Origin of the sequence: Parapedobacter sp. (assembly GCF_035556095.1) — a bacterium.
Lineage (GTDB): Bacteria > Bacteroidota > Bacteroidia > Sphingobacteriales > Sphingobacteriaceae > Parapedobacter.
This window is the reverse complement of the sequence record NZ_DATMFT010000032.1, coordinates 161694-185362: the sequence shown is the minus strand read 5'-3', so window position 1 is coordinate 185362 and position 23669 is coordinate 161694. Positions and strand designations below refer to the sequence as shown.

The window sequence follows — 23669 nt, the reverse complement described above, 5'->3', positions numbered from 1 at the left end:
CAAACAACCGTTTGCAAATAATACGGGGTTTGTCTAGTTTTGGCAAAGATATGTTTTCGGTACGAATACGTCGCTATAAAAATAGCTATCCATCATAAATTCGTAATTTATGATACCGACGCTAAGAAATTAATGCTTAAACACTTACATGGGCAATACGATACAACAACAACTCATCCACCATACCAAACAGGCAGTCAAAGAATTATACGGGGCAGACTTACCCGACCATCAGATAACCATACAGGAAACCCGAAAGGAATTTGAGGGGCAACTCACCATCGTGGTTTTCCCCATCACGCGGTTCTCCGGGAAATCGCCGGAGGCTACCGGAAACGACATCGGCACCTATTTGCTGAAGCAATTGCCCCAACTCACCGCGTTCAATACCATTAAGGGATTCCTCAACCTGAGCTTATCCGATGCGTATTGGATCTCGTTGTTTACAACAGCCATTATGCAGGAAAAGTTTGGTCTTTTCCCTGCCAACGGCAGAAAGGTGATGGTTGAATACTCATCGCCAAATACCAATAAGCCCCTGCACTTGGGGCATATACGTAACAACCTGTTGGGTTATTCGGTAGCATCGATCTTAACCGCCTATGGCTACGACGTGATCAAGGCCAATCTGGTGAACGACCGCGGTATCCACATCTGTAAGTCCATGCTGGCGTGGCAGCGGTGGGGCAACGGCGAAACGCCGGAAACCAGCGGACTGAAGGGCGACCACCTCGTGGGCAAATATTACGTACTTTTTGATAAGGCATATAAGCAGGAGATCGATGAGCTCAAAGCTCAGGGCCTTACGGAAGAGGAAGCAAAGAAGCAGGCACCGATTATCCGCGAAGCGCAGCAGATGCTGCAGCAATGGGAATCGGGCAATGAATCGGTAATACGCCTTTGGAAGACAATGAATGGATGGGTGTATGCCGGCTTCGACCAGACTTATGCCCGCCTTGGTGTAGACTTCGATCGGTATTATTACGAGTCCGATACCTACCTATTGGGCAAAGACATTATTAGTGAAGGACTGGAAAAGGGTGTGTTTTTCCGCAAAGAAGACAACTCCGTGTGGATCGACCTGACGGAAGATGGCTTAGACGAGAAACTTGTATTACGCGGCGACGGTACCTCGGTATACATTACGCAGGATATGGGGACCGCGCAGCTGAAGTACGACGACTTCGGGATGGATGAATCCATCTACGTGGTGGGAAACGAGCAGGATTACCACTTCAAAGTGCTTTTCCTCATACTGAAAAAACTGGGTAAACCCTGGGCGAAGGGCCTGTTCCATCTATCATATGGCATGGTCGACCTGCCCTCGGGCAAGATGAAATCCCGCGAGGGTACCGTGGTGGATGCCGATGACCTGATGGACGAAATGACGGCAACGGCAAAAAAACGTACGGAGGAGCTCGGCAAGACCGAGGGATTGCCTGAATCCGAGAAGGCCCATCTGTATGACCTCATCGGCATGGGAGCACTCAAGTATTTCCTACTTAAGGTGGAACCCAAAAAGCGGTTACTCTTCGATCCCAACGAATCCATCGATTTTCAGGGACATACCGGCCCGTTTATCCAGTATACCCATGCGCGTATTCAATCGGTACTTACCAAAGGCGATTACACCGCGCAACTTGCCATGGTCACCCCAGACACCCTGTCGGATAGCGAGCGCGATCTGATCCAGCTCCTTAGTAACTACCCGGCCACGATAGCGGCCGCCGCTAAGGAGTTCAGTCCGGCCCAGGTAGCCAACTACGGTTATGAGGTAGCCAAACAGTATAACAAATTCTACCATGAGGAGACGATCCTCAAGGCGACGGATGAGATCGTTCGGAATTTCAGGCTGCACCTCTCGGCCGCAACAGCTCGCATCATCGCCGATGCGATGCGTCTGCTGGGCATCGAAGTGCCGGACCGTATGTAAGAACGTAGCTGATAAAACGTAGCTAATCAATATGGATAAGGTAGTCAATGTAGGTTTGGTCGGCTTCGGGGCGGCCGGCCAAGTGTTCCATGCACCGGTCATCACATCGGTGAATGGCTTGCGGTTGCACCGCGTTACGGCCCGAAAACAGGAACAGCGGGAGCTATTGCAGCAGCGATACCCGGAAGCAATAGCTGTGGGAAACATCGAAGAACTCATCGGGGCCGACGATATCGACCTGGTTGTGGTGGCCACTTCAAACGATGTACACCACTCGATTACCAAAGCAGCCCTGCTCGCCGGCAAACACGTGGTAGTCGAAAAGCCATTTACCAATACGTCGGCGCAGGCAGACGAACTCATCGCGTTGGCAAACCAGCAAAGCCGGGTGCTCACCGTGCACCACAATGCCCGGTGGAACAGTGATTACCTCACCGTGAAAAAGGTGCTGGAAAGCGGAAGGTTGGGCAGGCTGGTCTCTTTTGAGGCGAGGTACGACCGCTTCCGCAATACACTCAAGGAAAATGCATGGCGCGAGGAAGACCTGCCCGGATCGGGCATCCTGTACGACCTCGGTGCACACCTCATCGACCAGTCTATACAGCTATTCGGTCGGCCATCGGCCGTCAATGCCGATCTGCGCAAACAGCGGACCGGAGCGCAAGCGGTAGACGATTTTGAATTGATTCTCCACTATCCCGGGCTAAAGGTGTCACTTAAAGGCGCCATGCTCGTTAAAGAACCCTCGCCAAGGTATGCGCTGTATGGCGTTGAAGGTGCGTTTGTTAAATATGGCGTCGATCCGCAGGAAGCGGCGCTTAAAGCCGGGAAATCGCCCAAAGGCGATCCCGAATGGGGGCAGGAACCCAAAGAAATATGGGGTAAACTGAATGTATTGGAGAACGGACAAGACTATACCGAATACCTGCCCAGCGAAAGGGGCTACTATCCGGCCTTCTACCAGAACGTGTACGAAGCCGTTACCGGGCAAGGCGAATTGTTGGTGAAGCCCGAGCAGGCACGAGACGTGATTCGCGTTATCGAATTGGCCGAGCAAAGCTGGGCGGAAAGGCGTACATTAGGCTTTTGACAATAGACTAACGACTTTTGACTTACGACTTACGACATACAACGTACGACGCCATCATCGTCGGGGGTGGGGCATGTGGACTCATGTGCGCCGTCCAAGCCGGCATGCGTGGTAGGCATACGCTGGTGTTGGAACGCAACGACCGACCGGGAGCCAAAATCCTGATTTCAGGGGGCGGTCGTTGCAATTACACCAACTTACATACATCTGTTGAGCATTTCGTCTCGGCCGATCCGGAATTCGCCAAACCCGTGTTTGCGCAATGGACAGTGGCAGACACCATCCGGTTTTTCAAGCAACAGGGCATCATGGGGAAAGAAAAAACGTTGGGTCAGCTGTTTCCGGTAAGTAATAAGGCAAAGGATGTGGTGAACGTTTTTATTAAACTTATGCAGCAATATAGCCAAGAAATAATACTGAACGCCAAGGTAATATCAATTGATAAGATGGCTGATGGTCGCTTCGAAGTATCGGTTGACCGGGAAGGCAAAGTGCAGCGAACCTGCGCGGCGTCGGTGGTGGTGGCCAGCGGCGGGTTGCCCGTGGCGAAACTGGGCGCCAGCGACTTTGCATTGCGCACGGCCCGCCAGTTCGGGCTCGACGTGGTGCCCACAGCGCCGGCACTGGTGCCGCTTAGCATCACGGGAAAGGACGCAGATTGGTTTGCTGCCCTTGCTGGCAACAGCGTGTATTGCCGGGTGTCTAACAAACGCGCGGTCTTTGAAGAAAATATCCTCTTCACACACTGGGGGCTCAGTGGCCCGGCCATATTGCAGCTATCGTCATACTGGCGGCCGGGAGAAACCATCTTCATCGACTTGCTTCCGCACGGTGCCATCGGGCAGCTCATCAAGCAGGAACGGCAGGCCGGGGGTGCGCGCCTGGTGCGGCAGCTGCTTGCCGACTTTTATTCGCGCCGGTTGGTCGAATCGCTCGGAAAATTCCTTCCCATCGATACCAAAATAGCCTCGCTGAGCAAAGCCGATGCGAAGCGGATTGAAACGGCAATCCATCGGTTTACGGTGACGCCGGCGGGAGACAAAGGGTATGACAAGGCTGAAGTAATGCGCGGCGGCGTAGCTACCCATGAATTGGTGCCGCAGACGCTGGAGGCGAAGCGTGTACCGGGATTGTATTTCGGAGGAGAAGGGGTGGACATGACGGGATGGTTGGGGGGCTATAATTTCCAGTGGGCATGGGCCAGCGGCTATGCGATTGCGCAGGTGGTATAAGCAGTATTTTTGCCCCTGAAAAATGGTAATCAATTGGTACTCATTTGTTCCCTAATCAAGGTGGTCTGAATCGCTTTTCCGTGGCTTGGTTTTTGGTGCATTAACAATCGTTAAAGTTATTAACAAGATCATATCTTGTTGCAGGTCAGGGCCCGTTTACTTTTATCAACGTTTTTTGCACAAATGATGTTAATAAGTTATATTGCTAATTGCACGTGTTTCAAGCGGAAACACATAAAAAAAAATGGAGTGTGAAGAGGCTGTTTAGAACTTGTCGGAAAGGGGTGGGTAAATTTGCCTAGTTTTGTTACGCTGTTTTATGGAAGCCCGGTGATAAACCACGGTGTCGATACTACTTATTGAAAATTGTTATAAAAACGTTGTTGTAACTAGATGATGACAGACCAGAATGAATATACTTCCAATCCAATAGGTGCGTCGGGACGGGGTCCTTTTTCCGAGCGCCGTACACGGCTGAATAATTTGGTGAGCGGATTGGGGAAGCTGCCGCCGCAGGCCGGAGACTTGGAAGAAGCGGTACTGGGCGCGCTCATGCTGGAAAAAAATGCACTCAGCGAAGTCATCGATATCCTCAAACCCGAAACATTTTATGTAGAGGCACACCAAAAGATATTTGAAGCCATTTACAATCTGTTCCAGAAAACGTCGCCCATCGATCTGCTTACGGTAACTGCCGAATTGCGGAAGATGGGAGCCCTGGAACTGGTAGGGGGGGCGTATTATATCACACAGTTGACCGATAGGGTCGTTTCTGCCGCGAATATCGAGTATCACGCCCGCATCATTTCCCAGAAGTATATTCAGCGCGAGCTGATCAAGATATCGACCGAAATCATCAACAACGCCTACGAAGACACTTCCGACATTTTTGACCTGTTAGACCACGCCGAGAAAAGCCTGTTTGATATTGCTCAAAACAACCTGCGGCGAGATACGCGTAAGATGGACGATATCATGCGCGAGGCTGTGGAGGCGCTGGAGACCCTACGCGACCGTACGGACGGCCTTACCGGTGTGCCCTCGGGCTTCACCGAATTGGACCGGATGACGTCGGGTTGGCAGCCTTCGGATCTGGTGATCGTGGCCGCCCGCCCGGCTATGGGAAAGACCGCCTTCGTATTGAGCTGTGCGCGTAACGCAGCGGTAGACCACGATAAGCCTGTGGCGGTGTTCTCCCTCGAAATGTCGTCCGTGCAATTGGTTAACCGGCTCATCGCAGGCGAAACCGAAATTGAGCAGGAGAAACTCCGTAAAGGCAATTTGGCCGACCACGAGTGGACGCAGCTCCACTCGCGCATCGGAAGACTTACCCAGGCACCGTTGCTCATCGATGATACGCCGGCGCTCAATATTTTTGAGTTCCGGGCCAAATGCAGGCGACTGAAAGCACAATACGACATCCAGATGGTTATCGTGGATTACCTGCAGCTCATGCATGGCAAGAACGACGGCAAAGGTGGTAACCGCGAACAAGAAATCGGTAGCATATCCCGGTCGCTCAAGTCGGTGGCCAAGGAACTGAATATCCCCGTCATCGCCCTATCGCAGCTGAGCCGTGCGGTGGAAAGTCGCCCCGGTGGAAGCAAAAGGCCCATGTTGTCCGACCTTCGGGAATCTGGCTCCATCGAGCAGGACGCCGATATGGTGTTGTTCCTCTATCGCCCCGAATACTATGGTCTTACGGAAGACGAAGCCGGGCGGCCAACTGCCGGCGTTGGCGAGATCATCATCGCTAAGCACCGGAACGGAGAAACAGGTACGGTGCAGCTCCGGTTTATCGGCAAATACGTGAAGTTTGCCGATCTGGAAGACGATTTTTCGTTCGGTGGAGGGGCCGCATTCGGCGATTCAGATTCGTTTTCATCAGGCATGGCACCATCTGCCTCATTCGATCAGCCGGGAAGTATCACGCGACAATCGCGCATGAATGACATGAGCGACGATTCGCCTTTTTAACCTGAAATTTCGTACCTTTACACCGTAATCGAGGAAGAATTTAGCGTAAACGGATTTTGGATTATTTAGCTGGTTTAAACCCTTCGCAACGGGCTGCTGTAGAACAAACCGAAGGGCCTGTGATGATCGTAGCGGGTGCGGGCTCCGGGAAAACCCGGGTAATCACCTACCGCGTGGCCCACTTGGTCCGCAACGGCGTAGACCCGTTCCATATTTTGGTGCTTACCTTTACCAATAAGGCGGCTAAAGAGATGCGCCAGCGCATCATGGGCGTGGTGGGCAATGAGGCAAAGAACATTTGGATGGGGACCTTCCACTCGGTATTTGCTAAGATATTGCGCATCGAAGCCGAGCACATCGGCTATCCACGCAATTTTACCATCTACGATACGGACGATAGCAAAAGCCTAATCAGGGCCATACTGAAAGAGATGCAACTAGACGATAAGCTGTACAATGCAAACTTCGTTTACAACCGCATCTCCGCCGCCAAAAACAACCTCATTTCGGCACAGGAATACAACAGTAATGAGCAGCTCCAAGCAGACGATTTCGCCAACGGCCGCGGGCAAATGGGACAGATTTACCTGACGTATACCCAGCGCTGCTATAAAGCCGGCGCCATGGACTTCGACGACCTGTTGTTCAAAACTAACGTACTTTTCCGCGAGTGCCCTGATGTACTCCATAAATACCAGCATAAATTCAAGTACCTGATGGTGGATGAGTACCAGGACACTAACTTTTCGCAATACCTCATCGTGCGTAAGCTGGCCGCCATCAACGAAAACATCTGTGTGGTGGGCGATGATGCGCAGAGTATCTATGCGTTCCGTGGGGCGAATATCCAGAACATCCTCAATTTCGAGAAAGACTATCCCGACCTGAAGGTCTTTAAGCTAGAGCAGAACTACCGGTCTACCCAGAATATCGTGAATGCGGCCAACAGCATCATCGCCAATAACAAAAACCAGCTGCAAAAGCACGTATTTTCCGAAAACGAAACCGGCGAGAAAATCAAGGTGAACAGGGCGTTCAGCGATAACGAGGAAGGCAAGATCGTGTCGGAAGCGATTGCACAGGAACGTGCCCTACACGGCGGGAACTACCGCGATTTCGCGATCCTTTACCGTACCAATGCACAGTCGCGCGCCATGGAAGAGGCGCTCCGGAAAATCAACATCCCCTATAAAATCTATGGTGGTACCTCCTTCTACCAGCGCAAGGAAATCAAAGACCTGATCGCGTACTTCAGGCTAACGTTCAACCCGAACGATGAGGAGGCCATCAAGCGCGTAATTAACTATCCACGCCGGGGTATCGGCGACACCACGCTGGATCGTATCCGTATTGCAGCCGACCAACGCCAGATCACCCTGTGGGAAGTCATCAGCAACCCCACCGCCCACCTCGACGGGCGCAGTGCAGGTGCTGTGGGAGCGTTTGCAGCGATGATACAGGGCTTCCAGGTGGAAGCTAAGAACCATCCGGCCTATGACGCCGCCATGCATATTGCCCAGCATTCGGGGATATTGAAAGACCTTTATGCCGACAAATCCGTGGAAGGCCTCAGTCGCTATGAAAATATCCAGGAACTGCTTAATGGTATCAAGGAATTCAGTGAGCGCGAAGATATCGAAGATCGGGGACTCGACGTATTCATGCAGGATGTGGCCCTGCTTACCAACGATGACAACGACAAAAATCCCAATGCCGATACGGTATCGCTGATGACCATCCACTCGTCGAAAGGGCTGGAGTTTCCACACGTGTTTATCGTGGGACTGGAAGAAAACCTCTTTCCATCGCAGCTGTCGCTCAACTCGCGCAGTGACCTCGAAGAGGAGCGGCGGCTCTTCTATGTGGCGGTGACACGCGCGGAGAAGAAGCTTACGCTCAGCTACGCGACCTCACGGTACCGCTGGGGTACGTTGAACAACTGCGAGCCCAGCCGATTTCTAGATGAGCTGAACCCGGCCTATCTGGAGCTGGATTTTAAGCCACGGTCAGCCCCCGAAAGCAGCGCATCGTTTGCCGATGAGCGGTCTGCGTGGGGTGAGCGGGACGTATTTACCAAACCGAAACCGAAAATAGTGCCCAAAACGCGAACGTTACTGCCCAAAGCACATACGCCAACACCGGGATTCACGCCGTCCGATACCACCAACCTGCAAGTAGGCATGGAAGTCGAGCATGAACGCTTCGGCTTTGGCAAAGTGATCCAAGTGGAAGGCAACAAAAATGACGTGAAGGCAACTATTTTCTTCAAAGAATTGGGTCAGAAACAATTGTTGCTTAAATTTGCGAAATTGCGAATCGTGGGATAAGCGGAATAAAAACGAAACAACTATGGAAGTAAACTTTGATTATAATAGCACACGGCCGAAGCTGATCTTGGCCGAATATGGCCGGAATGTGCAAAATATGGTGGATTATATCTGCACGTTGCCCAGCAAGGAAGAGCGTAACCGCCATGCACAGGTGGTCATTGACATGATGGGATTCCTCAATCCCCACCTTCGTGATGTGGCTGATTTCAAGCACAAACTGTGGGACCACCTGCATATCATATCCGATTTTAAGATCGATGTGGACTCGCCGTACCCCACGCCCGACAAGGGCTCAATCCATCCCAAACCCGAACTGCTCGATTATCCGCAGCACCGCATCAGGTTCAAGCATTATGGTCATACCATCGAGGAAATGATTGATCGAGCCAAGATGATGAAGGATACGGAGAAGAGGCAAAGCATGACGCTCTCCATTGCCAATTTCATGAAAATGGCCTACTTGACTTGGAATAAGGATTCGGTAGAGGATGATGCCATCCTTGCTGACCTCCGCGAGCTTTCAGGCGGCGAGCTGCAGCTCTCGCCCGATGTGACGTTGACGAAGCTTGATTTCAAAACCCCGCCTCCGGGTAGCCGTACCAAGGGGGGAAGCACGCCTCAAAATAATAACGGGAAAAATAAGAAGCAGCCGCAAAAGAAAAAGAAAAAGTATTGAATGCCTTCGAAATACACGGTGGGAAGTCGCTAACAGGGGAGATCATTCCCCAAGGGGCCAAAAACGAGGCACTCCAAATCCTGTCGGCGGTATTGCTCACCGACGAAACGATAACCATCAGTAACATCCCCGATATTAAGGATGTGAACAAGCTTATCGAGCTGCTGGCAGATTTGGGGGTCGAGGTACATCGGCTCGACAAGGCCACATATACCTTTCGGGCCAAAGATATCAACCTTGACTATTTCAAATCACCGGAATTCAAAGCCAAAGGCAGTGGCTTGCGTGGCTCGATCATGATTGTCGGACCCTTGCTGGCCCGGTTCGGCCGGGCAGCTATCCCGAAACCAGGGGGTGACAAGATCGGACGCCGCAGGCTCGATACCCATTTCCTGGGATTCGAGAAATTAGGTGCCCGCTTTCACTATGATGCCGAAACACACTTTTTCAATGTCGACGCAACCAACCTCACGGGAACATATATCCTCATGGAGGAGGCGTCGGTAACCGGTACCGCCAATATCGTGATGGCCGCAGTGCTCGCCAAGGGTACAACCACCATCTATAATGCTGCATGCGAACCTTACCTCCAGCAGCTGTGTAAAATGCTGAACCGTATGGGGGCGAAGATTTCGGGTATTGGTTCGAATCTATTGACCATCGAGGGGGTGGATAGGCTGGGTGGTACCGACCATCGGATGTTGCCAGACATGATCGAAGTGGGCTCTTTTATCGGACTGGCTGCAATGACAGGGTCCGAGCTGACCATCAAGGATGTGCATTTCCACGAATTGGGTATTATCCCAACCGTATTTGCCAAGTTAGGTATCCAGTTTGAACTTCGCGGGGATGATATTTACATACCCGCGCAGCGCAGCTACGAAATAGATACCTTTATCGATGGCTCAATCCTGACCATTTCAGATGCACCATGGCCGGGGTTCACACCCGATTTGCTGAGTATTGTATTGGTGGTGGCTACGCAAGCCAAAGGCAATGTATTGATCCATCAAAAGATGTTCGAAAGCAGGCTGTTTTTTGTTGACAAGCTGATCGATATGGGTGCACAGATTATTCTCTGTGATCCGCACCGGGCCACGGTGATCGGCCTCGATAATGCCTTCAAGCTGCGCGGCATCGAAATGACGTCGCCGGATATCCGGGCGGGGGTTTCGCTGTTGATTGCCGCCCTCTCTGCCCAAGGAAAATCCGTTATCCACAACATCGAGCAGATCGAACGAGGCTACCAGGACATCGAGCAGCGGTTGCAGGCATTGGGTGCCGATATTAAGCGTATCCAAGCAGATCCAAAACTTTCCTGAAAACATTTTTGTCTGGCAATTGTTAATTTGCCTATATAAACTAATGGAAAACAAACAGCTTCCCTATTTTTGTAAAATTAATGTTTAACCATATAATTACTTAATCGTCAAAAAACATGGAAAAAGTAGTATTAACATTGGCAGCGGGCGCATTGGTGCTGGCGTCATGCGTAGGCAACCCTGAAGGAAAACGAGCGGAAACATCGGACAATGTAGGCGAAGCGGCTATGTCGCATACCGCTAACGAGCTGGTTGTCGATACCGAACAGTCTACGGTACATTGGACTGGTAGAAAGGTGAGCGGCGAACACCACGGTGATGTCCAGATCAAATCTGGTACGTTGGCCGTGGAAGACGGCAAACTCGTAGGTGGCAGTTTCGTCATGGACCTGACAACCATTGCCAACCATGATCTGGATGGCGAATACAAAGGTAAGCTGGAAGGCCACCTGAAGTCCGCTGATTTCTTCGATGTGGATAACCATCCCGAAGCTAATTTCGAAATCACTAGCGTGCAAGATGGTGCGGAAGCCGGTACGGTTACCGTTTCAGGCAACTTAACCATCCGTGGGGTCACTAAGAGCATCACGTTCGATGCACAGGTGCAGGAAGCAAGCGAGAGCGCAGTAAAGGCAACGGCCGATTTCAATATCGCCCGTGAAGACTGGGGTGTGAATTATGCGGGTCAAGCGGACGACCTGATCAGCAAAGAAATCAACTTTAAAGTGACACTCGTAGCCGGTGCGTAGGTATTAGGCGCGGTCGATCTAGATTAGGGCCCGTCTCGCCTCAGGTGAGACGGGCTTTCTTTATACAGAAATGGCGTTGATGATGTCGTATTGGGTAATGATGGCAATTTTGCCATATTCATCTTCGACCAATACGGCCTGGTTGTCTTTGTGGATAAGTGACGATATTTTGTCGATGGACGTCCGGAGATCGACAAAGGGGAAGGACGGCGTGCAGATTTCCATGACGCCAGCCGATTTCAACGCCGGGTTTTCTAATAGGGCGTTGAGGATGTCCGATTCAGTCACCTTGCCAATGATCATGCCCCGTTGGGTTACGGGAATCTGCGAGATGTTGAGCGTCTTCATGCTATTGAATGTTTCGATGACCGACTGTTCCACATCGGCCATAACCAAAGGCACATCGCCCCGTTTCTTGAGTATGGTCTGGGCCGTTAGTTTCTCGTCTTCCAGGAATCCGCGTTCGCGGAGCCAATCCTCATTGTACATCTTGCCCATATAGCGCGAACCGTGGTCGTGTAGAATGACGACCACTACCGAATCATCGTTGAGTTGGTTGCCGAGCTGGAGCAAACCGGCCACGGCAGCCCCCGCCGAATTGCCCGCAAAGATACCTTCCTTCCGGGCCAGATCGCGCGTCATTAATGCCGCATCTTTGTCGGTTACTTTCTCGAAGTGGTCGATGACGTCAAAATCTACGTTTTTAGGCAGGAAGTCCTCACCGATACCTTCGGTAATGTACGGATAGATCTCATTCTTATCGAAAATACCAGTCTCTTTGTATTTTTTGAATACCGAGCCGTACGAGTCGATGCCCCAAACGACGATGTCGGGATTCTTTTCCTTGAGGTACTTACCCGCCCCGCTGATGGTGCCACCGGTGCCTACACCGGCAACCAGGTGGGTAATCCTGCCTTCGGTCTGCGCCCAGATTTCAGGCCCCGTCTGCTCATAATGGGCCTGGGTGTTGGAGAGGTTGTCATACTGGTTCGCTTTCCACGAATTGGGTATTTCGCGCTCCAGCCGGCTGGAAACCGAGTAATAGGAGCGGGGATCTTCGGGATCTACATTGGTGGGGCACACAATGACCTCGGCACCAAACGCCCGTAAGGCATCAATTTTCTCCTTCGATTGCTTATCAGTGGTCGTAAAGATACATCGATAGCCTTTAATTACCGCTGCCATGGCCAACCCCATACCCGTATTGCCCGACGTGCCTTCGATGATGGTACCGCCCGGTTTGAGCAGTCCCGCTGCCTCCGCATCTTCGATCATCTTCACCGCCATACGGTCTTTGATGGAATTGCCTGGGTTGGTGGTTTCTATTTTTGCCAATATCGTGCCCTTCATCGCGCTGGTGATGCGATTGAGCTTAACCATGGGCGTGTTGCCGATCGTCTCCAGTATATTGTTGTGCCACATAACGCTTGTGATTTCGGTGATTAAAATTTCAAGTGTTTCACGGTCAGTCCGTTGTTGATGAGCTGACGGAGCGACTCAATACCGATGGTCAGATGGGTTTCCACAAATTCAGCCGTTACGCTGGAATCACTTTCTACCGTTTTTACCCCCTCGGGTATCATCGGCTGGTCCGACACCAGGAGAAGTGCGCCCGTCGGTATTTTGTTGGCAAAGCCGACAGAAAAAATGGTGGCAGTTTCCATATCAACCAGCATGGCGCGGATACTTTTGAGGTATTTCTTGAAATCCCTATCGTGCTCCCATACCCGTCTGTTGGTCGTATACACGGTACCGGTCCAATAATCGAGCGAATGGTCGCGTATGGTTGTGGAAATAGCCTTTTGCAGGGCAAATGCCGGCAGTGCGGGTACTTCGGGAGGAAAGTAGTCGTTTGAGGTTCCTTCGCCCCGTATCGCTGCGATGGGCAGTACCAGGTCGCCGATCTTATTTTTCTTTTTCAGTCCGCCCGCTTTGCCAAGAAACAGCACCGCTTTTGGCGATATCGCCGAAAGCAGGTCCATGATGGTAGCCGCCATCGGGCTACCCATCCCGAAATTGATGATGGTGATTCCTTCGGCCGTTACACTTTGCATCGGTTTATCCAGTCCAAGGATGGGCGCATTGTCATGCATCTCCGAGAAGAGCTTTACGTAGTTGGAGAAGTTCGTCAGCAGAACGTAGTCCCCGAATTCGTCCAATGGCCGATTGGTATACCGTGGTAGCCAGTTCTCCACGATATCCTCTTTGTTCTTCAGGCCCGGTTTGATGGGGGTCTGCGGAGGTATGTTTTTGCTTTTTGCCATGGACATAAAATGAAATCCCCCCGTTTTCGGCGGGGGGAGAAACGTTATGCTGCTTTCAGCTTCTTCAAATCGGACTTCTCGAATTTATGTTTCGCGTATTCGAGCGATATATACAATGTTTTCTGTTCACCCTTATCGGATGGGATTTCGAACATGGCATCCAGCATGATGGCCTCGCAGATGGATCGGAGCCCCCGCGCACCGAGCTTGAATTCATTGGCCTTATCCACGATGAACTGGTATACATCGTCGTCGAACTTCAATTCCACGTCCTCATATTCAAACAGTTTCTGGTACTGTTTGATCAATGCATTTTTCGGCTCAGTGAGGATATTCAGCAACGTCGCTTTATCGAGCGGGTTGAGGTAGGTGAGGACCGGCAACCGGCCGATCAATTCCGGAATAAGACCGTAGCTCTTCAGGTCTTGCGGCGTAATGTATTTCAACAGATTGTTTACGTCCACTTCCGCCTCATCCTGGTTTACCTTGTATCCGATGGTTTGGGTGCGCAGGCGATTGGCAATCTTTTTCTGGATACCATCGAACGCGCCGCCGCACATGAACAGGATGTTGTTGGTGTTTACGGCAATCATCTTTTGGTCGGGATGCTTGCGCCCGCCCTGTGGTGGTACGTTTACAATGGTGCCTTCCAAAATTTTCAATAGGGCCTGCTGCACACCTTCGCCCGACACGTCGCGCGTGATGGAAGGATTATCGCTTTTGCGGGCTATCTTATCGATCTCGTCGATGTAGATGATTCCACGTTCTGCAGCGGCTACGTCGTAATCTGCAGCTTGCAAGAGTCGCGTGAGGATACTTTCCACATCTTCACCCACATAGCCCGCTTCCGTCAATACCGTTGCGTCACAGATACAAAACGGTACGTTCAGGATTTTGGCAATTGTTTTGGCGAGCAGCGTTTTCCCTGTGCCCGTTTCGCCCACCATGATGATGTTTGATTTTTCCAGTTCAATCTCATCCTTATCAACCTTTTGGTTCAAGCGCTTATAGTGGTTGTATACCGATACAGCCATCACTTTCTTAGCATCGTCCTGACCGATCACATACTGATCCAAATGTTCTTTGATTTCGATAGGACGTATGAGCTTAAGCGTGGTTTGCAGCGCCTTGCTCTTGCGGAGGTTCATCTCCTCCGTCAGTATTTCACCTGCCTGGGCAATGCACCGGTCGCAGATATGCGCACCGTCGCCCGCAATGAGCATCAGTGCGTCCTGCTTCCGGACGCCGCAGAATGAACAGGTGACTTCCTTCGTATTCTTTGCCATGGTTATTTTTCCTTCTTTTTGGATGTTAATACTTCATCCACCATCCCGTGTTCTTTGGCTTCAGAAGACGTCATCCAGTAATCGCGATCCGACGATTTCTCTACCCAGTCGTAGCTTTTTCCTGAATGTAGCGCGATGATTTCGTAAAGTTCGTTCTTGATTTTCAGCATCTCGCGGAGGTTGATTTCCATATCGGCAGCAACCCCTTGGGCACCCCCTGAAGGCTGGTGTATCATCACCCGTGAATGGGTAAGTGCGGCGCGTTTTCCCTTAGCACCGGCGCACAGCAATACGGCAGCCATGGAAGCAGCCATACCCGTACAGATGGTGGCCACATCCGGCGTGATGTACTGCATGGTGTCGTAGATGCCTAATCCGGCATACACACTACCCCCGGGGGAGTTGATGTAAATCTGGATGTCGCGTTGCGCATCGGCCGATTGGAGGAATAGGAGCTGAGCCTGGATGATATTGGCTACTTGGTCACCCACAGGATCGCCCATGAAAATAATACGATCCATCATCAACCGCGAAAACACGTCCATCTGGGCAACGTTCATTTGGCGTTCCTCAATGATATACGGCGTAAGTGACGTGGGCAGCATTTTACGTTCCACACGGCCGATAAAACCATCCACATGTTGGCTGCCGATCCGGTGGTGCTTAATAGCATATTTTCTGAATTCGTTTTTATCAATACTCATGGTTTCTCTTCTATTATCTTGCTAATATATGTGATTTCATCGAAATATTAAATATCCGTGTGGTATTTCTAGTGAGTCAAACATCGCGCCATCGGGTGGTATGAAGGGCCCCCTGCCAAAATGCCGTGTCAGCGCACTGCCACCCTGTCGGTTCAGCGTGGGCGCTGATGTGTTATCGGTAACTGGGTAAATCCGCAAGGAATTCGAACCGTTCCTCGTCGAAATGGATGCGGCAGTAATAATGCTGTAAACCATTGCTCACAAGCAGGAGGGGCACTCGATGCACCATATTGTAGCGGGCCACCTGTTCGAACGCAGCCTGCGTAATTTTTACGGCTGGTGCCTTGAATTCCGCCAGCAGTATTTTGTTCCCCTGGGTGTCGTAAACCACCAAATCGGTCCGCCTCGGCATGGAGTTGAGCGTTAATCCACCTTCTATTTTGATGAGCGACCGCGGGTATCGTTTTCCGTGGATGAGGTGGTTTATCCAATGTTGGCGTACCCATTCCTCGGGAGTGAGCACAAGTTGTTTCTTCCGCAACTCATCAAATATGAGTAGCTTCGCGCCATCCCGCTGGATATTGGCTGCATAAGCTGGCAAATTGAGGGGTATGGGAGTAAACATGTTGCAAAAGTAGCGTTTAAATGTGTAATTTGGCAACCCAGAAAGATGGACGGATCGCGTTTTGGATCACTAAGGAAAAATGGATACCAATAAAATCATTTCCGATGTAAAGGGCAGGAAGCTCCAGCCGGTATACCTGCTTCATGGTGAGGAATCCTATGCGATCGATGTGGTGAGTGACTGCATTGAAACGCAGGTGCTTGATGAAGCGCAGCGGGGATTTGACCAAACGGTACTGTATGGTAAGGATACAGACTTCACCACGATTGTGAGTGCCGCCCGGCGGTACCCCATGATGAGCAATTACCAGGTCATCATCGTCAAAGAAGCCCAGAACCTGAAATGGAAGGAAGATGAGCTTTTGGTGTCGTATCTCGAGAACCCGATGAAGAGCACGGTGCTCGTGCTAGCCTATAAACACGGCAAGTTTGATAAACGGCGTAAGGTCTATAAAGTAGCCGAAAAAGTGGGCGTCGTTCTCGAGTCGCCGAAGCTATACGACGACAAGGTGGCCCCTTGGATTAATACGTTTGTGAAGGACAGGGGCTGGCGTATCCATCCACAGGCGGCGGCCATGATGGCCGAGTATCTCGGTACCGACCTGTCTAAAGTCGTCAACGAGCTCGAAAAGCTCATGCTCAACGTGCCCAAAGAACAGGAAATCTCCGTTCAAGACATTGAGCGTAATATCGGGATCAGTAAAGATTTCAATGTTTTCGAGCTTACCACCGCACTAGCAAAACGCGATACGGCCAAAGCGTTCCGTATCGTCGATTACTTTGCTGCCAATCCACGTAGCAACCCCATGCCGGTGATATTAGGGGCAATGGGCGGGTATTTCACCAAAGTATTGAAGTACCATTACTTGACGGATAAATCACCCCAGTCATTGTCGCGTGAGCTGGGTGTGCATCCGTTTTTCACAAAGGAGTACGATGTGGCCGCCCGTACCTACAATAGACGCAAAACATTCGATATCATCAATCATCTGCGCGAATGCGATTTGAAATCGAAAGGGCTAAACGCCGTAAACCTGGAACAAGGCGACTTACTGAAGGAATTGGTTTATAAGATACTTTATTGACAAAACCCACGATGAATAAATATACGATAATACTTTTATTTCTATTGTGCTATACCTGTTTTTCTGCCCAAGCGCAGCGCCGTGATACGTATACGCTGTTGCAGGCAGGAGGGATTTTCGGTATGGGCACATCGGTCGATCAACCCGTGATGCATGGCTATCAATTCCAGTTTGCATTCGGCCGTAATTTTTATGACCGGACGTACCTCGGCCTAGGCATCGGCAATGATGTATACCGGGGGCGGGCTACCTTGGCCGACGGCAGCCGGTCTACCCGTCGGGTCAATACGTTGCCGATATTTGCTGATTTCAGGGTGCCCCTGGCAGCGGTGTCGGCATTGGGCAGGTTCGGTGTGCTGGCCAATGCTGGTTATGCGCCCAGTATCGGGGCCGATTTCTTCAGGGGATTTGTGGGGAAGGCCGGCATCACCTACGGCCATATGCTGGTTGTTGGTTCAGACCTGTTGTTTAGCACCGGTTATGGCTTTCAGCAGTTCGACTCTCGCTTTTCAGGCAGAAGCTTTCATCAGCACAGTATTTTCCTCACTGTGGGGTTGTTTGTGCATTGAAAGTTTTGAGTATATACCAAAAAGATATACCTTTGTGTAAAGGAGGTGTGATATGAAGTCTTTATCATTAAAATTGGATGACGATGTATTCGCTGATTCGGAGGAAATTACGGCTAAGTTGAAATTGGCGAGGAATCGTTATATCAACGAGGCGGTGGCGGCATATAACGCGTACAATAAGAGGAGGCTTTTGAAAAGTAAGCTGGCTAAGGAATCTAAGCTGACAAGTGCCGAGTCGATGAACGTGCTGCGTGAATTTGAAAAACTGATGGATGCAGATTAGGCAGTATGACATCTGGCTGGCCGATTTGAATCCCACCAGGGGAACAGAGCCTGGCAAGACGAGGCCCGTGGTCGTGATACAGACAGATATGCTCAATAGCGTACATCTATCAACAATCATATGCCCAATAACAACCAATGTTCAACCCGATATTGAGGTGCTGAGGGTTCATTTGAAAGAAGGGCAGCTCGATCGGCAAAGTGACGTGCTCGTTGACCAAATACGGGCAATAGACAATAAGCGGTTAATTAAGCGGCTTGGCCAGCTTACTGCCAACCAAATCGCCAAATTAAAAGAAAACATCAGTATCGTATTGGATAGCTGAAATCAGCTTACCCCTTCCTAATTTAGACGTACATCGCTTCCCGTTGCTCTTTTACCGCTTCACTGTTGATGTAATCGTCGTAGCTCATCAGTTTATCGATGATTCCGTTCGGTGTCAGCTCGATGATGCGGTTGGCCACCGTCTGCGTCAGTTCGTGGTCGCGCGAGGTGAACAGGATGCTCCCGCGGAAATCCACCATCCCATTGTTGAGCGCGGTGATCGATTCGAGGTCCAGGTGGTTCGTCGGCTCGTCGAACAGCAGCATGTTGGCCTGTTGCAGCATCATCCGCGAAAACATGCAACGCATTTTTTCACCACCGGATAACACGGAACACTTCTTCAATACCTCTTCGCCCGAAAACAGCATCTTGCCCAGGAAGCCGCGGATGAACTGCTCATCTTTGTCGCCCGCTGAATACTCGCGTAGCCAGTCAATAAGGTTCTCCGTTTTACCTTCGAAATACGGACTATTGTCCATGGGGATGTCAGCAATGCTGATGGTGACGCCCCATTTGAAGCTACCTGAATAATCGTTGTCGCGCCCGGTAAGGATATCATAAAAAGCGGTGGTGGCCAAGCTGTTTTGGGAAAGTACGGCGATTTTGTCACCTTTATTGACCATGAAATTCACATCACGGAAGAATGTTTCGCCATTGATTGTTTTACCAAGGTTCTCCACCTGCAGGATCTGATCGCCCGCTTCGCGGGCCATCGTGTTAAACATGATGGCGGGGTACTTCCGGTTGGAAGGCTTGATCTCTTCCAAGTTAATCTTTTCCAGCGCTTTCTTCCGACTGGTAGCCTGCTTGGATTTGGAAGCATTGGCACTGAACCGGCGGATGAACTCCTGCAATTCCTTCACCTTATCTTCCATTTTTTTATTCTGGTCGGCACGTTGCTTTAACGCCAATTGGCTCGATTCATACCAGAACGAATAGTTGCCCGTATAGATGGTCATCTTACCAAAGTCGATGTCGACCACGTGGGTACACACGGAGTCGAGGAAGTGCCTGTCGTGCGATACGACCAATACAATGGCTTCGTAGCCAGCCAGGAAATCCTCCAGCCACGCAATAGTATGGATGTCAAGGTCGTTGGTTGGCTCGTCGAGTAGTAAGATATCGGGACTGCCAAAAAGCGCTTGTGCCAGGAGCACACGTACCTTCTGGTTCCCATCCAGTTCTTTAACCAGTTTATAGTGTAGGCCCTCGTCGATACCCAGGTTACTGAGTAACGTCGCGGCATCGCTTTCGGCATTCCAGCCGTCCATTTCGGCAAATTTTGCTTCCAGCTCGCCCGCCCGCTCACCATCCGCATCGGAAAAATCTTCCTTAGCGTAGATGGCATCCTTTTCTTTCATGATGTTATACAGCTCCTGGTGGCCCATCATCACCGTTTCGATTACCGAATATTCATCAAACGCGTAGTGATCCTGTTTGAGTACGGCCATCCGCTCGCCCGGGGTGAAGCTTACCGAGCCACTCGTGGGGTCCACATCGCCCGAGATAATTTTGAGGAATGTGGATTTCCCTGCGCCGTTGGCACCGATGATGCCATAGCAGTTGCCAGGCGTGAATTTGAGGTTGACGTCTTCAAACAAAACCCGCTTGCCATAGCGGAGCGAAAGATTGGATACATTAATCATGGGCGCAAAGTTACGGTTTAAAAAGGGAAATAGCGAGTGGGGCTGTAATAGGGGGGCTTACCGCACAATGAGTTTCGTTTCCAGCACGGTGTTTTCAAATTCGTATACCGGATATCGGCTTTCGATCAGTTGGATGAGCATTTCCATCGCCACACGGCCCATTTCAAACGCGGGCTGTCGCACACAGGTAAAGTCAGGTTGGAAGAGGTCCAATACATCCGAGTTGGAAAATCCCGCTATGGCGGGATGCATTTCTTTGGGCACCAGCTTATTGTATGCACTGAGGCAGCCCATACTCAGCCGATCACTGGCCACAAAAATGGCATCTGGCTTTTCGTCCAGATTGAGGAAGTAGTTGACGGCATCCTCCACCTCTTGTTGTACGCGTCCGCCGTGGTGGCAATAGCGGATGAGTGACTCATCCAATTCGACCGTGCTGTCTTCCAATGCCTCCCGGTACCCTTCCATGCGCTCGGCGGTGATGGAAAGGTGCGGCGCGTTGGCGAGGTGTGCGATTTTCTTGAAGCCACGGCCAATGAGCGACTGTGTGGCGTTCTGTGCACCCGAGCGGTTGTTGGATGTAACCGTGTGGGTGTCGAAGGCATCGATAACGCGATCAAAAAAAACGATGGGTAGCCCCCGTTCATGTAATTTCACGATGTGGGAGAAATCCTTCGTCTCGGCCGACATCGAAATTAACAAGCCATCCACGGCACGGTTGGCCAAATGTTGGACATTCACCACCTCGCGCTCGTAGGCATCGTGGCTTTGCGAAATGATTACGTGGTAGCCCTTGCCGTAGGCCACCGACTCGATACCGTCTATTGCTTGGGAGAAGAAGCTGTTGGCTACCTCACATACCACCACCCCGATGGAGTAGCTGCGCCCATGGCGGAGGCTAGACGCGATAGGGTTGCGCCGGTAATTGTGCTGCTCGGCATAATCCAGTACCCGTTTCTTGGTCTCCTCGTTGATTTCGTAACTGTCACTAAGTGCACGCGACACGGTGGATGGCGATAGATTCAATGCCTGTGCGATATCTTTGAGGGTAATGGGCTTGAACACAGTTCGTATCTCGTTTGCACAAACTTAGCTAAAGTTGCGTGTATATGCAACTATATTCGTTGGTTAGGCGCCATACCCTGTACACAAACGACAAACTCTCCCTTGCGTGTGTGGATTTCGAAATGATCCTTGAGTTCGGATAGGGGGCCACGTACGGTTTCTTCATAAATTTTGCTGATTTCACGCGACACTGATGCCGGACGCTCCTCACCGAATACCGTGATAAATTCCGCCAGTGTTTTAAGTAAGCGGTGGGGCGACTCGTAAAAGATCATCGTGCGGGTTTCTTGCTCCAATGCCATCAGTCGGGTCTGCCGCCCTTTCTTTACCGGAAGGAACCCCTCGAAGCAGAACCGGTCGCAAGGAAGGCCCGAGGCAACCAACGCCGGTACAAACGCTGTGGCACCGGGAAGGCATTGCACCGCGATACCCTGTTTGATTGCTTCGCGCACGAGCAAGAATCCGGGATCGGAAATTGCCGGTGTGCCAGCATCGGATATCAGGGCAACGGTTTTGCCTTCCGCTAAAAAACGGATGATTTCGGCCACAGCCTTATGCTCGTTATGCTGGTGGTGGGCAAATACTTTCCCCCCGATGTCGAAATGCTTGAGCATTGGAGCGCTCGTGCGTGTGTCTTCAGCGAGGATGAAATCCGCTTCTTTGAGTATGCGGATAGCACGCATGGTCATATCTTCGAGGTTGCCGATGGGAGTGGGTACGAGGTAAAGCATTTTTACTATTTTTGCCGGTACAAAGTAAAAGAAAAATATGTTGCAAGTTAATTATATCCGCGAAAACCGCGATCAGGTGATTGAACGTTTGGCCGTCCGGAACTTCCAGGGATTGGAATTGGTGGAAGAAGTGATCGCACTCGATGAGCGCCGCAGGCAGGTCCAGACCGAATCCGACGCCATTGCCGCAACGGCGAATGCCGCGGCGCGGCAAATCGGTGAACTGATGCGTCAGGGTAAACGTGATGAAGCGGAGGCATCGAAAGCCCAATCGGCCGGATATAAAGAGCAGCAGCGGCAGTTGGCCGATGAATTGGCTACCGTTGAAGCCAAGTTGTACGAAAAGCTGGTACTGCTGCCCAACTTACCACACCAATCTGTACCGAAGGGCGTCGGCGCTGACGACAATGAAGTGGTATTGCAGCACGGCAATCGCCCCGAATTGCCGGAAAGCGCTTTGCCCCACTGGGAGCTTGCCACCAAATACGATATCATCGACTTCGAGCTGGGCACCAAGGTAACCGGAGCGGGATTCCCGGTATATAAAGGTAAAGGGGCGCGGTTGCAACGGGCCTTGATCAATTTTTTTCTCGACCGAGCCGAGCAAGCCGGTTATAAGGAAGTGCAGCCACCCATATTGGTCAACGAAGCGTCGGGCTTCGGTACAGGCCAGCTTCCCGATAAGGAGGGACAGATGTACCATGTGGGCGTTGACGACCTGTACCTCATCCCTACCGCAGAGGTACCCGTTACCAACCTGTACCGCGATACCATCGTGAAGGAAAGCGATTTTCCGATTAAGCACACAGCCTATACCCCCTGTTTTCGCCGTGAAGCCGGATCGTATGGCGCACACGTGCGCGGACTCAACCGCTTACACCAGTTCGACAAGGTGGAAGTCGTGCAGATTGTTCATCCCGACAAATCGTACGGCGTACTGGAAGAGATGAGCACCTATGTGCAATCCTTGTTGCAAGCGCTCAAGCTCCCATACCGCGTACTTCGGCTTTGTGGGGGCGATATGGGCTTCACCGCTGCGCTTACCTATGATATGGAAGTGTGGAGTGCCGCCCAGCAGCGTTGGCTGGAAGTATCTTCCGTGTCGAATTTCGAGACATACCAAGCCAATCGGCTGAAAGTGCGATTCAAGGGCGATGGGAGCAAAACGCAGCTGGCGCATACCCTCAATGGCAGTGCATTGGCGTTACCGCGCATTCTTGCTTCCATTCTGGAAAACAACCAAATGGAAAAAGGCATAAAGGTGCCCGAAGTGCTGGTGCCGTATGCCGGTTTCGAGTGGGTGGATTAAGTGAGTTCGAACCCATACCGTTTGCCCGACTCCTCGACTTCTTCAATAAACGAAGGCAGGTTGTCTAGCTTTTCCTTGTCTTTGGGAGTTACCCTGATATTTATGGTAATGCCGTGGGCCGAATCGGAAGGTTGTTCGTCGTGGTCGTTGGCTATTTTGTCGTCGGCGATTTTTTCGTAAGCGACAGCGGTAAAATCCAATCCGGAGGCTTCCTTTAGACGTTGCAGGAATTCGAGGTCGAATTTCTTGCGGGAATCGATCTGGCTGATGGCCTGTCGGGATAAATTCATTTTCCGCGCCACCGCAGAGCTCTTAATGCCCTTCTCCTTCATCGTTTCCTTGATTATTTCGCCTAATGTCTTTTTTTTCATAGTTTTCTCCGTACGGTTTGATTATAAGACGCCTGCCGATTCAAAAATGTTGCATGTAAATTTTATTTTAACATAATTTTGTTTTTGTAAATTAAAAAT

General features: G+C 51.0%; 22 protein-coding genes. 13 read left to right on the top strand and 9 right to left on the bottom strand.

Features of this window, described 5'->3' with window-relative positions:
* The first annotated feature begins 148 nt into the window (after window positions 1–148).
* From argS to VNQ80_RS20190, 8 genes are all read left to right on the top strand, one after another.
* Window positions 149–1933: an arginine--tRNA ligase gene (argS, locus tag VNQ80_RS20225; RefSeq protein WP_325642133.1), complete on the top strand. Its 1785-nt coding sequence runs from the start codon at window positions 149–151 to the stop codon at window positions 1931–1933.
* A gap of 31 nt (window positions 1934–1964) precedes the next feature.
* Entirely contained in the window at window positions 1965–3023 is a 1059-nt protein-coding gene (locus VNQ80_RS20220) for an oxidoreductase (protein WP_325642131.1), read from the top strand.
* A 17-nt stretch (window positions 3024–3040) separates the two neighbouring features.
* Window positions 3041–4255 carry an aminoacetone oxidase family FAD-binding enzyme gene (locus VNQ80_RS20215; RefSeq protein ID WP_325642129.1) on the top strand — a complete coding sequence of 405 codons (1215 nt, stop codon included), beginning with the start codon at window positions 3041–3043 and terminating at the stop codon, window positions 4253–4255.
* 396 nt (window positions 4256–4651) lie between these two features.
* Window positions 4652–6232 (top strand): replicative DNA helicase, encoded by a 1581-nt coding sequence (dnaB, locus tag VNQ80_RS20210; RefSeq protein WP_325642401.1) that lies wholly within the window; start codon window positions 4652–4654, stop codon window positions 6230–6232.
* 56 nt (window positions 6233–6288) lie between these two features.
* Complete coding sequence (locus VNQ80_RS20205; protein ID WP_325642127.1) at window positions 6289–8559, top strand: ATP-dependent helicase; 2271 nt, start codon at window positions 6289–6291, stop codon at window positions 8557–8559.
* Window positions 8560–8581: 22 nt separating this feature from the next.
* The gene (locus tag VNQ80_RS20200; protein ID WP_325642125.1) at window positions 8582–9238 is read left to right on the top strand and encodes a DUF4290 domain-containing protein; all 657 of its coding nucleotides are present in this window, start codon (window positions 8582–8584) and stop codon (window positions 9236–9238) included.
* Window positions 9235–10560 (top strand): UDP-N-acetylglucosamine 1-carboxyvinyltransferase, encoded by a 1326-nt coding sequence (gene murA, locus VNQ80_RS20195; RefSeq protein ID WP_325642123.1) that lies wholly within the window; start codon window positions 9235–9237, stop codon window positions 10558–10560. Before VNQ80_RS20200 ends, murA begins: the two co-directional genes overlap by 4 nt.
* Before the next feature lie 116 nt (window positions 10561–10676).
* Window positions 10677–11309 (top strand): YceI family protein, encoded by a 633-nt coding sequence (locus VNQ80_RS20190; protein WP_325642121.1) that lies wholly within the window; start codon window positions 10677–10679, stop codon window positions 11307–11309.
* A 60-nt stretch (window positions 11310–11369) separates the two neighbouring features.
* On the opposite strand, the gene VNQ80_RS20185 is transcribed toward VNQ80_RS20190, so the two are convergent.
* From VNQ80_RS20185 to VNQ80_RS20165, 5 genes are all read right to left on the bottom strand, one after another.
* On the bottom strand, window positions 11370–12731 hold the full coding sequence (locus VNQ80_RS20185) for a pyridoxal-phosphate dependent enzyme (RefSeq protein WP_325642119.1): 1362 nt from the start codon (window positions 12729–12731) through the stop codon (window positions 11370–11372).
* Between the two features lie 20 nt (window positions 12732–12751).
* Window positions 12752–13573, bottom strand: a complete 822-nt coding sequence (locus VNQ80_RS20180; RefSeq protein WP_325642117.1) for an AMP nucleosidase — start codon at window positions 13571–13573, stop codon at window positions 12752–12754.
* Window positions 13574–13617: 44 nt separating this feature from the next.
* Window positions 13618–14859: an ATP-dependent Clp protease ATP-binding subunit ClpX gene (clpX, locus tag VNQ80_RS20175; protein ID WP_325642115.1), complete on the bottom strand. Its 1242-nt coding sequence runs from the start codon at window positions 14857–14859 to the stop codon at window positions 13618–13620.
* 2 nt (window positions 14860–14861) lie between these two features.
* Entirely contained in the window at window positions 14862–15563 is a 702-nt protein-coding gene (locus VNQ80_RS20170) for an ATP-dependent Clp protease proteolytic subunit (RefSeq protein ID WP_325642113.1), read from the bottom strand.
* 172 nt (window positions 15564–15735) lie between these two features.
* Window positions 15736–16188 (bottom strand): type I restriction enzyme HsdR N-terminal domain-containing protein, encoded by a 453-nt coding sequence (locus VNQ80_RS20165; RefSeq protein ID WP_325642111.1) that lies wholly within the window; start codon window positions 16186–16188, stop codon window positions 15736–15738.
* Between the two features lie 79 nt (window positions 16189–16267).
* On the opposite strand from VNQ80_RS20165, the gene holA reads away from it, so the two are divergent.
* The 4 genes from holA to VNQ80_RS20145 are packed head-to-tail and all read left to right on the top strand — an operon-like array spanning window position 16268 to window position 18449.
* Entirely contained in the window at window positions 16268–17272 is a 1005-nt protein-coding gene (gene holA / locus VNQ80_RS20160; protein ID WP_325642109.1) for a DNA polymerase III subunit delta, read from the top strand.
* 11 nt (window positions 17273–17283) lie between these two features.
* The gene (locus VNQ80_RS20155; RefSeq protein ID WP_325642107.1) at window positions 17284–17841 is read left to right on the top strand and encodes a hypothetical protein; all 558 of its coding nucleotides are present in this window, start codon (window positions 17284–17286) and stop codon (window positions 17839–17841) included.
* A gap of 52 nt (window positions 17842–17893) precedes the next feature.
* Window positions 17894–18124, top strand: coding sequence for a hypothetical protein (locus tag VNQ80_RS20150; protein WP_325642105.1), 231 nt, complete (start codon window positions 17894–17896; stop codon window positions 18122–18124).
* The gene (locus VNQ80_RS20145; protein WP_325642103.1) at window positions 18114–18449 is read left to right on the top strand and encodes a type II toxin-antitoxin system PemK/MazF family toxin; all 336 of its coding nucleotides are present in this window, start codon (window positions 18114–18116) and stop codon (window positions 18447–18449) included. The genes VNQ80_RS20150 and VNQ80_RS20145 overlap by 11 nt, the downstream gene beginning before the upstream one ends.
* 22 nt (window positions 18450–18471) lie before the next feature.
* Here the strand turns inward: VNQ80_RS20145 and VNQ80_RS20140 are convergent, their stop codons facing one another.
* The 3 genes from VNQ80_RS20140 to rsmI are packed head-to-tail and all read right to left on the bottom strand — an operon-like array spanning window position 18472 to window position 21890.
* Window positions 18472–20094: an ABC-F family ATP-binding cassette domain-containing protein gene (locus VNQ80_RS20140; protein WP_325642101.1), complete on the bottom strand. Its 1623-nt coding sequence runs from the start codon at window positions 20092–20094 to the stop codon at window positions 18472–18474.
* Between the two features lie 57 nt (window positions 20095–20151).
* Window positions 20152–21159, bottom strand: coding sequence for a LacI family DNA-binding transcriptional regulator (locus VNQ80_RS20135; protein ID WP_325642099.1), 1008 nt, complete (start codon window positions 21157–21159; stop codon window positions 20152–20154).
* Window positions 21160–21209: 50 nt separating this feature from the next.
* A complete protein-coding gene (gene rsmI, locus VNQ80_RS20130; protein WP_325642097.1) occupies window positions 21210–21890 on the bottom strand; it encodes a 16S rRNA (cytidine(1402)-2'-O)-methyltransferase in 681 nt (226 codons plus the stop codon).
* A 37-nt stretch (window positions 21891–21927) separates the two neighbouring features.
* Here rsmI and serS point away from each other — a divergent pair, with 37 nt between their 5' ends.
* Window positions 21928–23199: a serine--tRNA ligase gene (gene serS / locus VNQ80_RS20125; protein WP_325642095.1), complete on the top strand. Its 1272-nt coding sequence runs from the start codon at window positions 21928–21930 to the stop codon at window positions 23197–23199.
* On the opposite strand, the gene VNQ80_RS20120 is transcribed toward serS, so the two are convergent.
* Window positions 23196–23570, bottom strand: coding sequence for a helix-turn-helix transcriptional regulator (locus tag VNQ80_RS20120; RefSeq protein ID WP_325642093.1), 375 nt, complete (start codon window positions 23568–23570; stop codon window positions 23196–23198). The two genes, serS and VNQ80_RS20120, sit on opposite strands and share 4 nt — an antisense overlap.
* Window positions 23571–23669: the final 99 nt, after the last annotated feature.

Bases quoted from the DNA above. Each gene is read 5' to 3' on its own strand.
- argS (WP_325642133.1), top strand. From the start codon at position 149: ATGGGCAATACGATACAACAACAACTCATCCACCATACCAAACAGGCA.
- VNQ80_RS20220 (WP_325642131.1), top strand. From the start codon at position 1,965: ATGGATAAGGTAGTCAATGTAGGTTTGGTCGGCTTCGGGGCGGCCGGC.
- dnaB (WP_325642401.1), top strand. From the start codon at position 4,652: ATGACAGACCAGAATGAATATACTTCCAATCCAATAGGTGCGTCGGGA.
- VNQ80_RS20200 (WP_325642125.1), top strand. From the start codon at position 8,582: ATGGAAGTAAACTTTGATTATAATAGCACACGGCCGAAGCTGATCTTG.
- VNQ80_RS20190 (WP_325642121.1), top strand. From the start codon at position 10,677: ATGGAAAAAGTAGTATTAACATTGGCAGCGGGCGCATTGGTGCTGGCG.
- VNQ80_RS20185 (WP_325642119.1), bottom strand. From the start codon at position 12,731: ATGTGGCACAACAATATACTGGAGACGATCGGCAACACGCCCATGGTT.
- VNQ80_RS20180 (WP_325642117.1), bottom strand. From the start codon at position 13,573: ATGGCAAAAAGCAAAAACATACCTCCGCAGACCCCCATCAAACCGGGC.
- clpX (WP_325642115.1), bottom strand. From the start codon at position 14,859: ATGGCAAAGAATACGAAGGAAGTCACCTGTTCATTCTGCGGCGTCCGG.
- VNQ80_RS20170 (WP_325642113.1), bottom strand. From the start codon at position 15,563: ATGAGTATTGATAAAAACGAATTCAGAAAATATGCTATTAAGCACCAC.
- VNQ80_RS20165 (WP_325642111.1), bottom strand. From the start codon at position 16,188: ATGTTTACTCCCATACCCCTCAATTTGCCAGCTTATGCAGCCAATATC.
- holA (WP_325642109.1), top strand. From the start codon at position 16,268: ATGGATACCAATAAAATCATTTCCGATGTAAAGGGCAGGAAGCTCCAG.
- VNQ80_RS20155 (WP_325642107.1), top strand. From the start codon at position 17,284: ATGAATAAATATACGATAATACTTTTATTTCTATTGTGCTATACCTGT.
- VNQ80_RS20150 (WP_325642105.1), top strand. From the start codon at position 17,894: ATGAAGTCTTTATCATTAAAATTGGATGACGATGTATTCGCTGATTCG.
- VNQ80_RS20145 (WP_325642103.1), top strand. From the start codon at position 18,114: ATGCAGATTAGGCAGTATGACATCTGGCTGGCCGATTTGAATCCCACC.
- VNQ80_RS20140 (WP_325642101.1), bottom strand. From the start codon at position 20,094: ATGATTAATGTATCCAATCTTTCGCTCCGCTATGGCAAGCGGGTTTTG.
- rsmI (WP_325642097.1), bottom strand. From the start codon at position 21,890: ATGCTTTACCTCGTACCCACTCCCATCGGCAACCTCGAAGATATGACC.
- serS (WP_325642095.1), top strand. From the start codon at position 21,928: ATGTTGCAAGTTAATTATATCCGCGAAAACCGCGATCAGGTGATTGAA.
- VNQ80_RS20120 (WP_325642093.1), bottom strand. From the start codon at position 23,570: ATGAAAAAAAAGACATTAGGCGAAATAATCAAGGAAACGATGAAGGAG.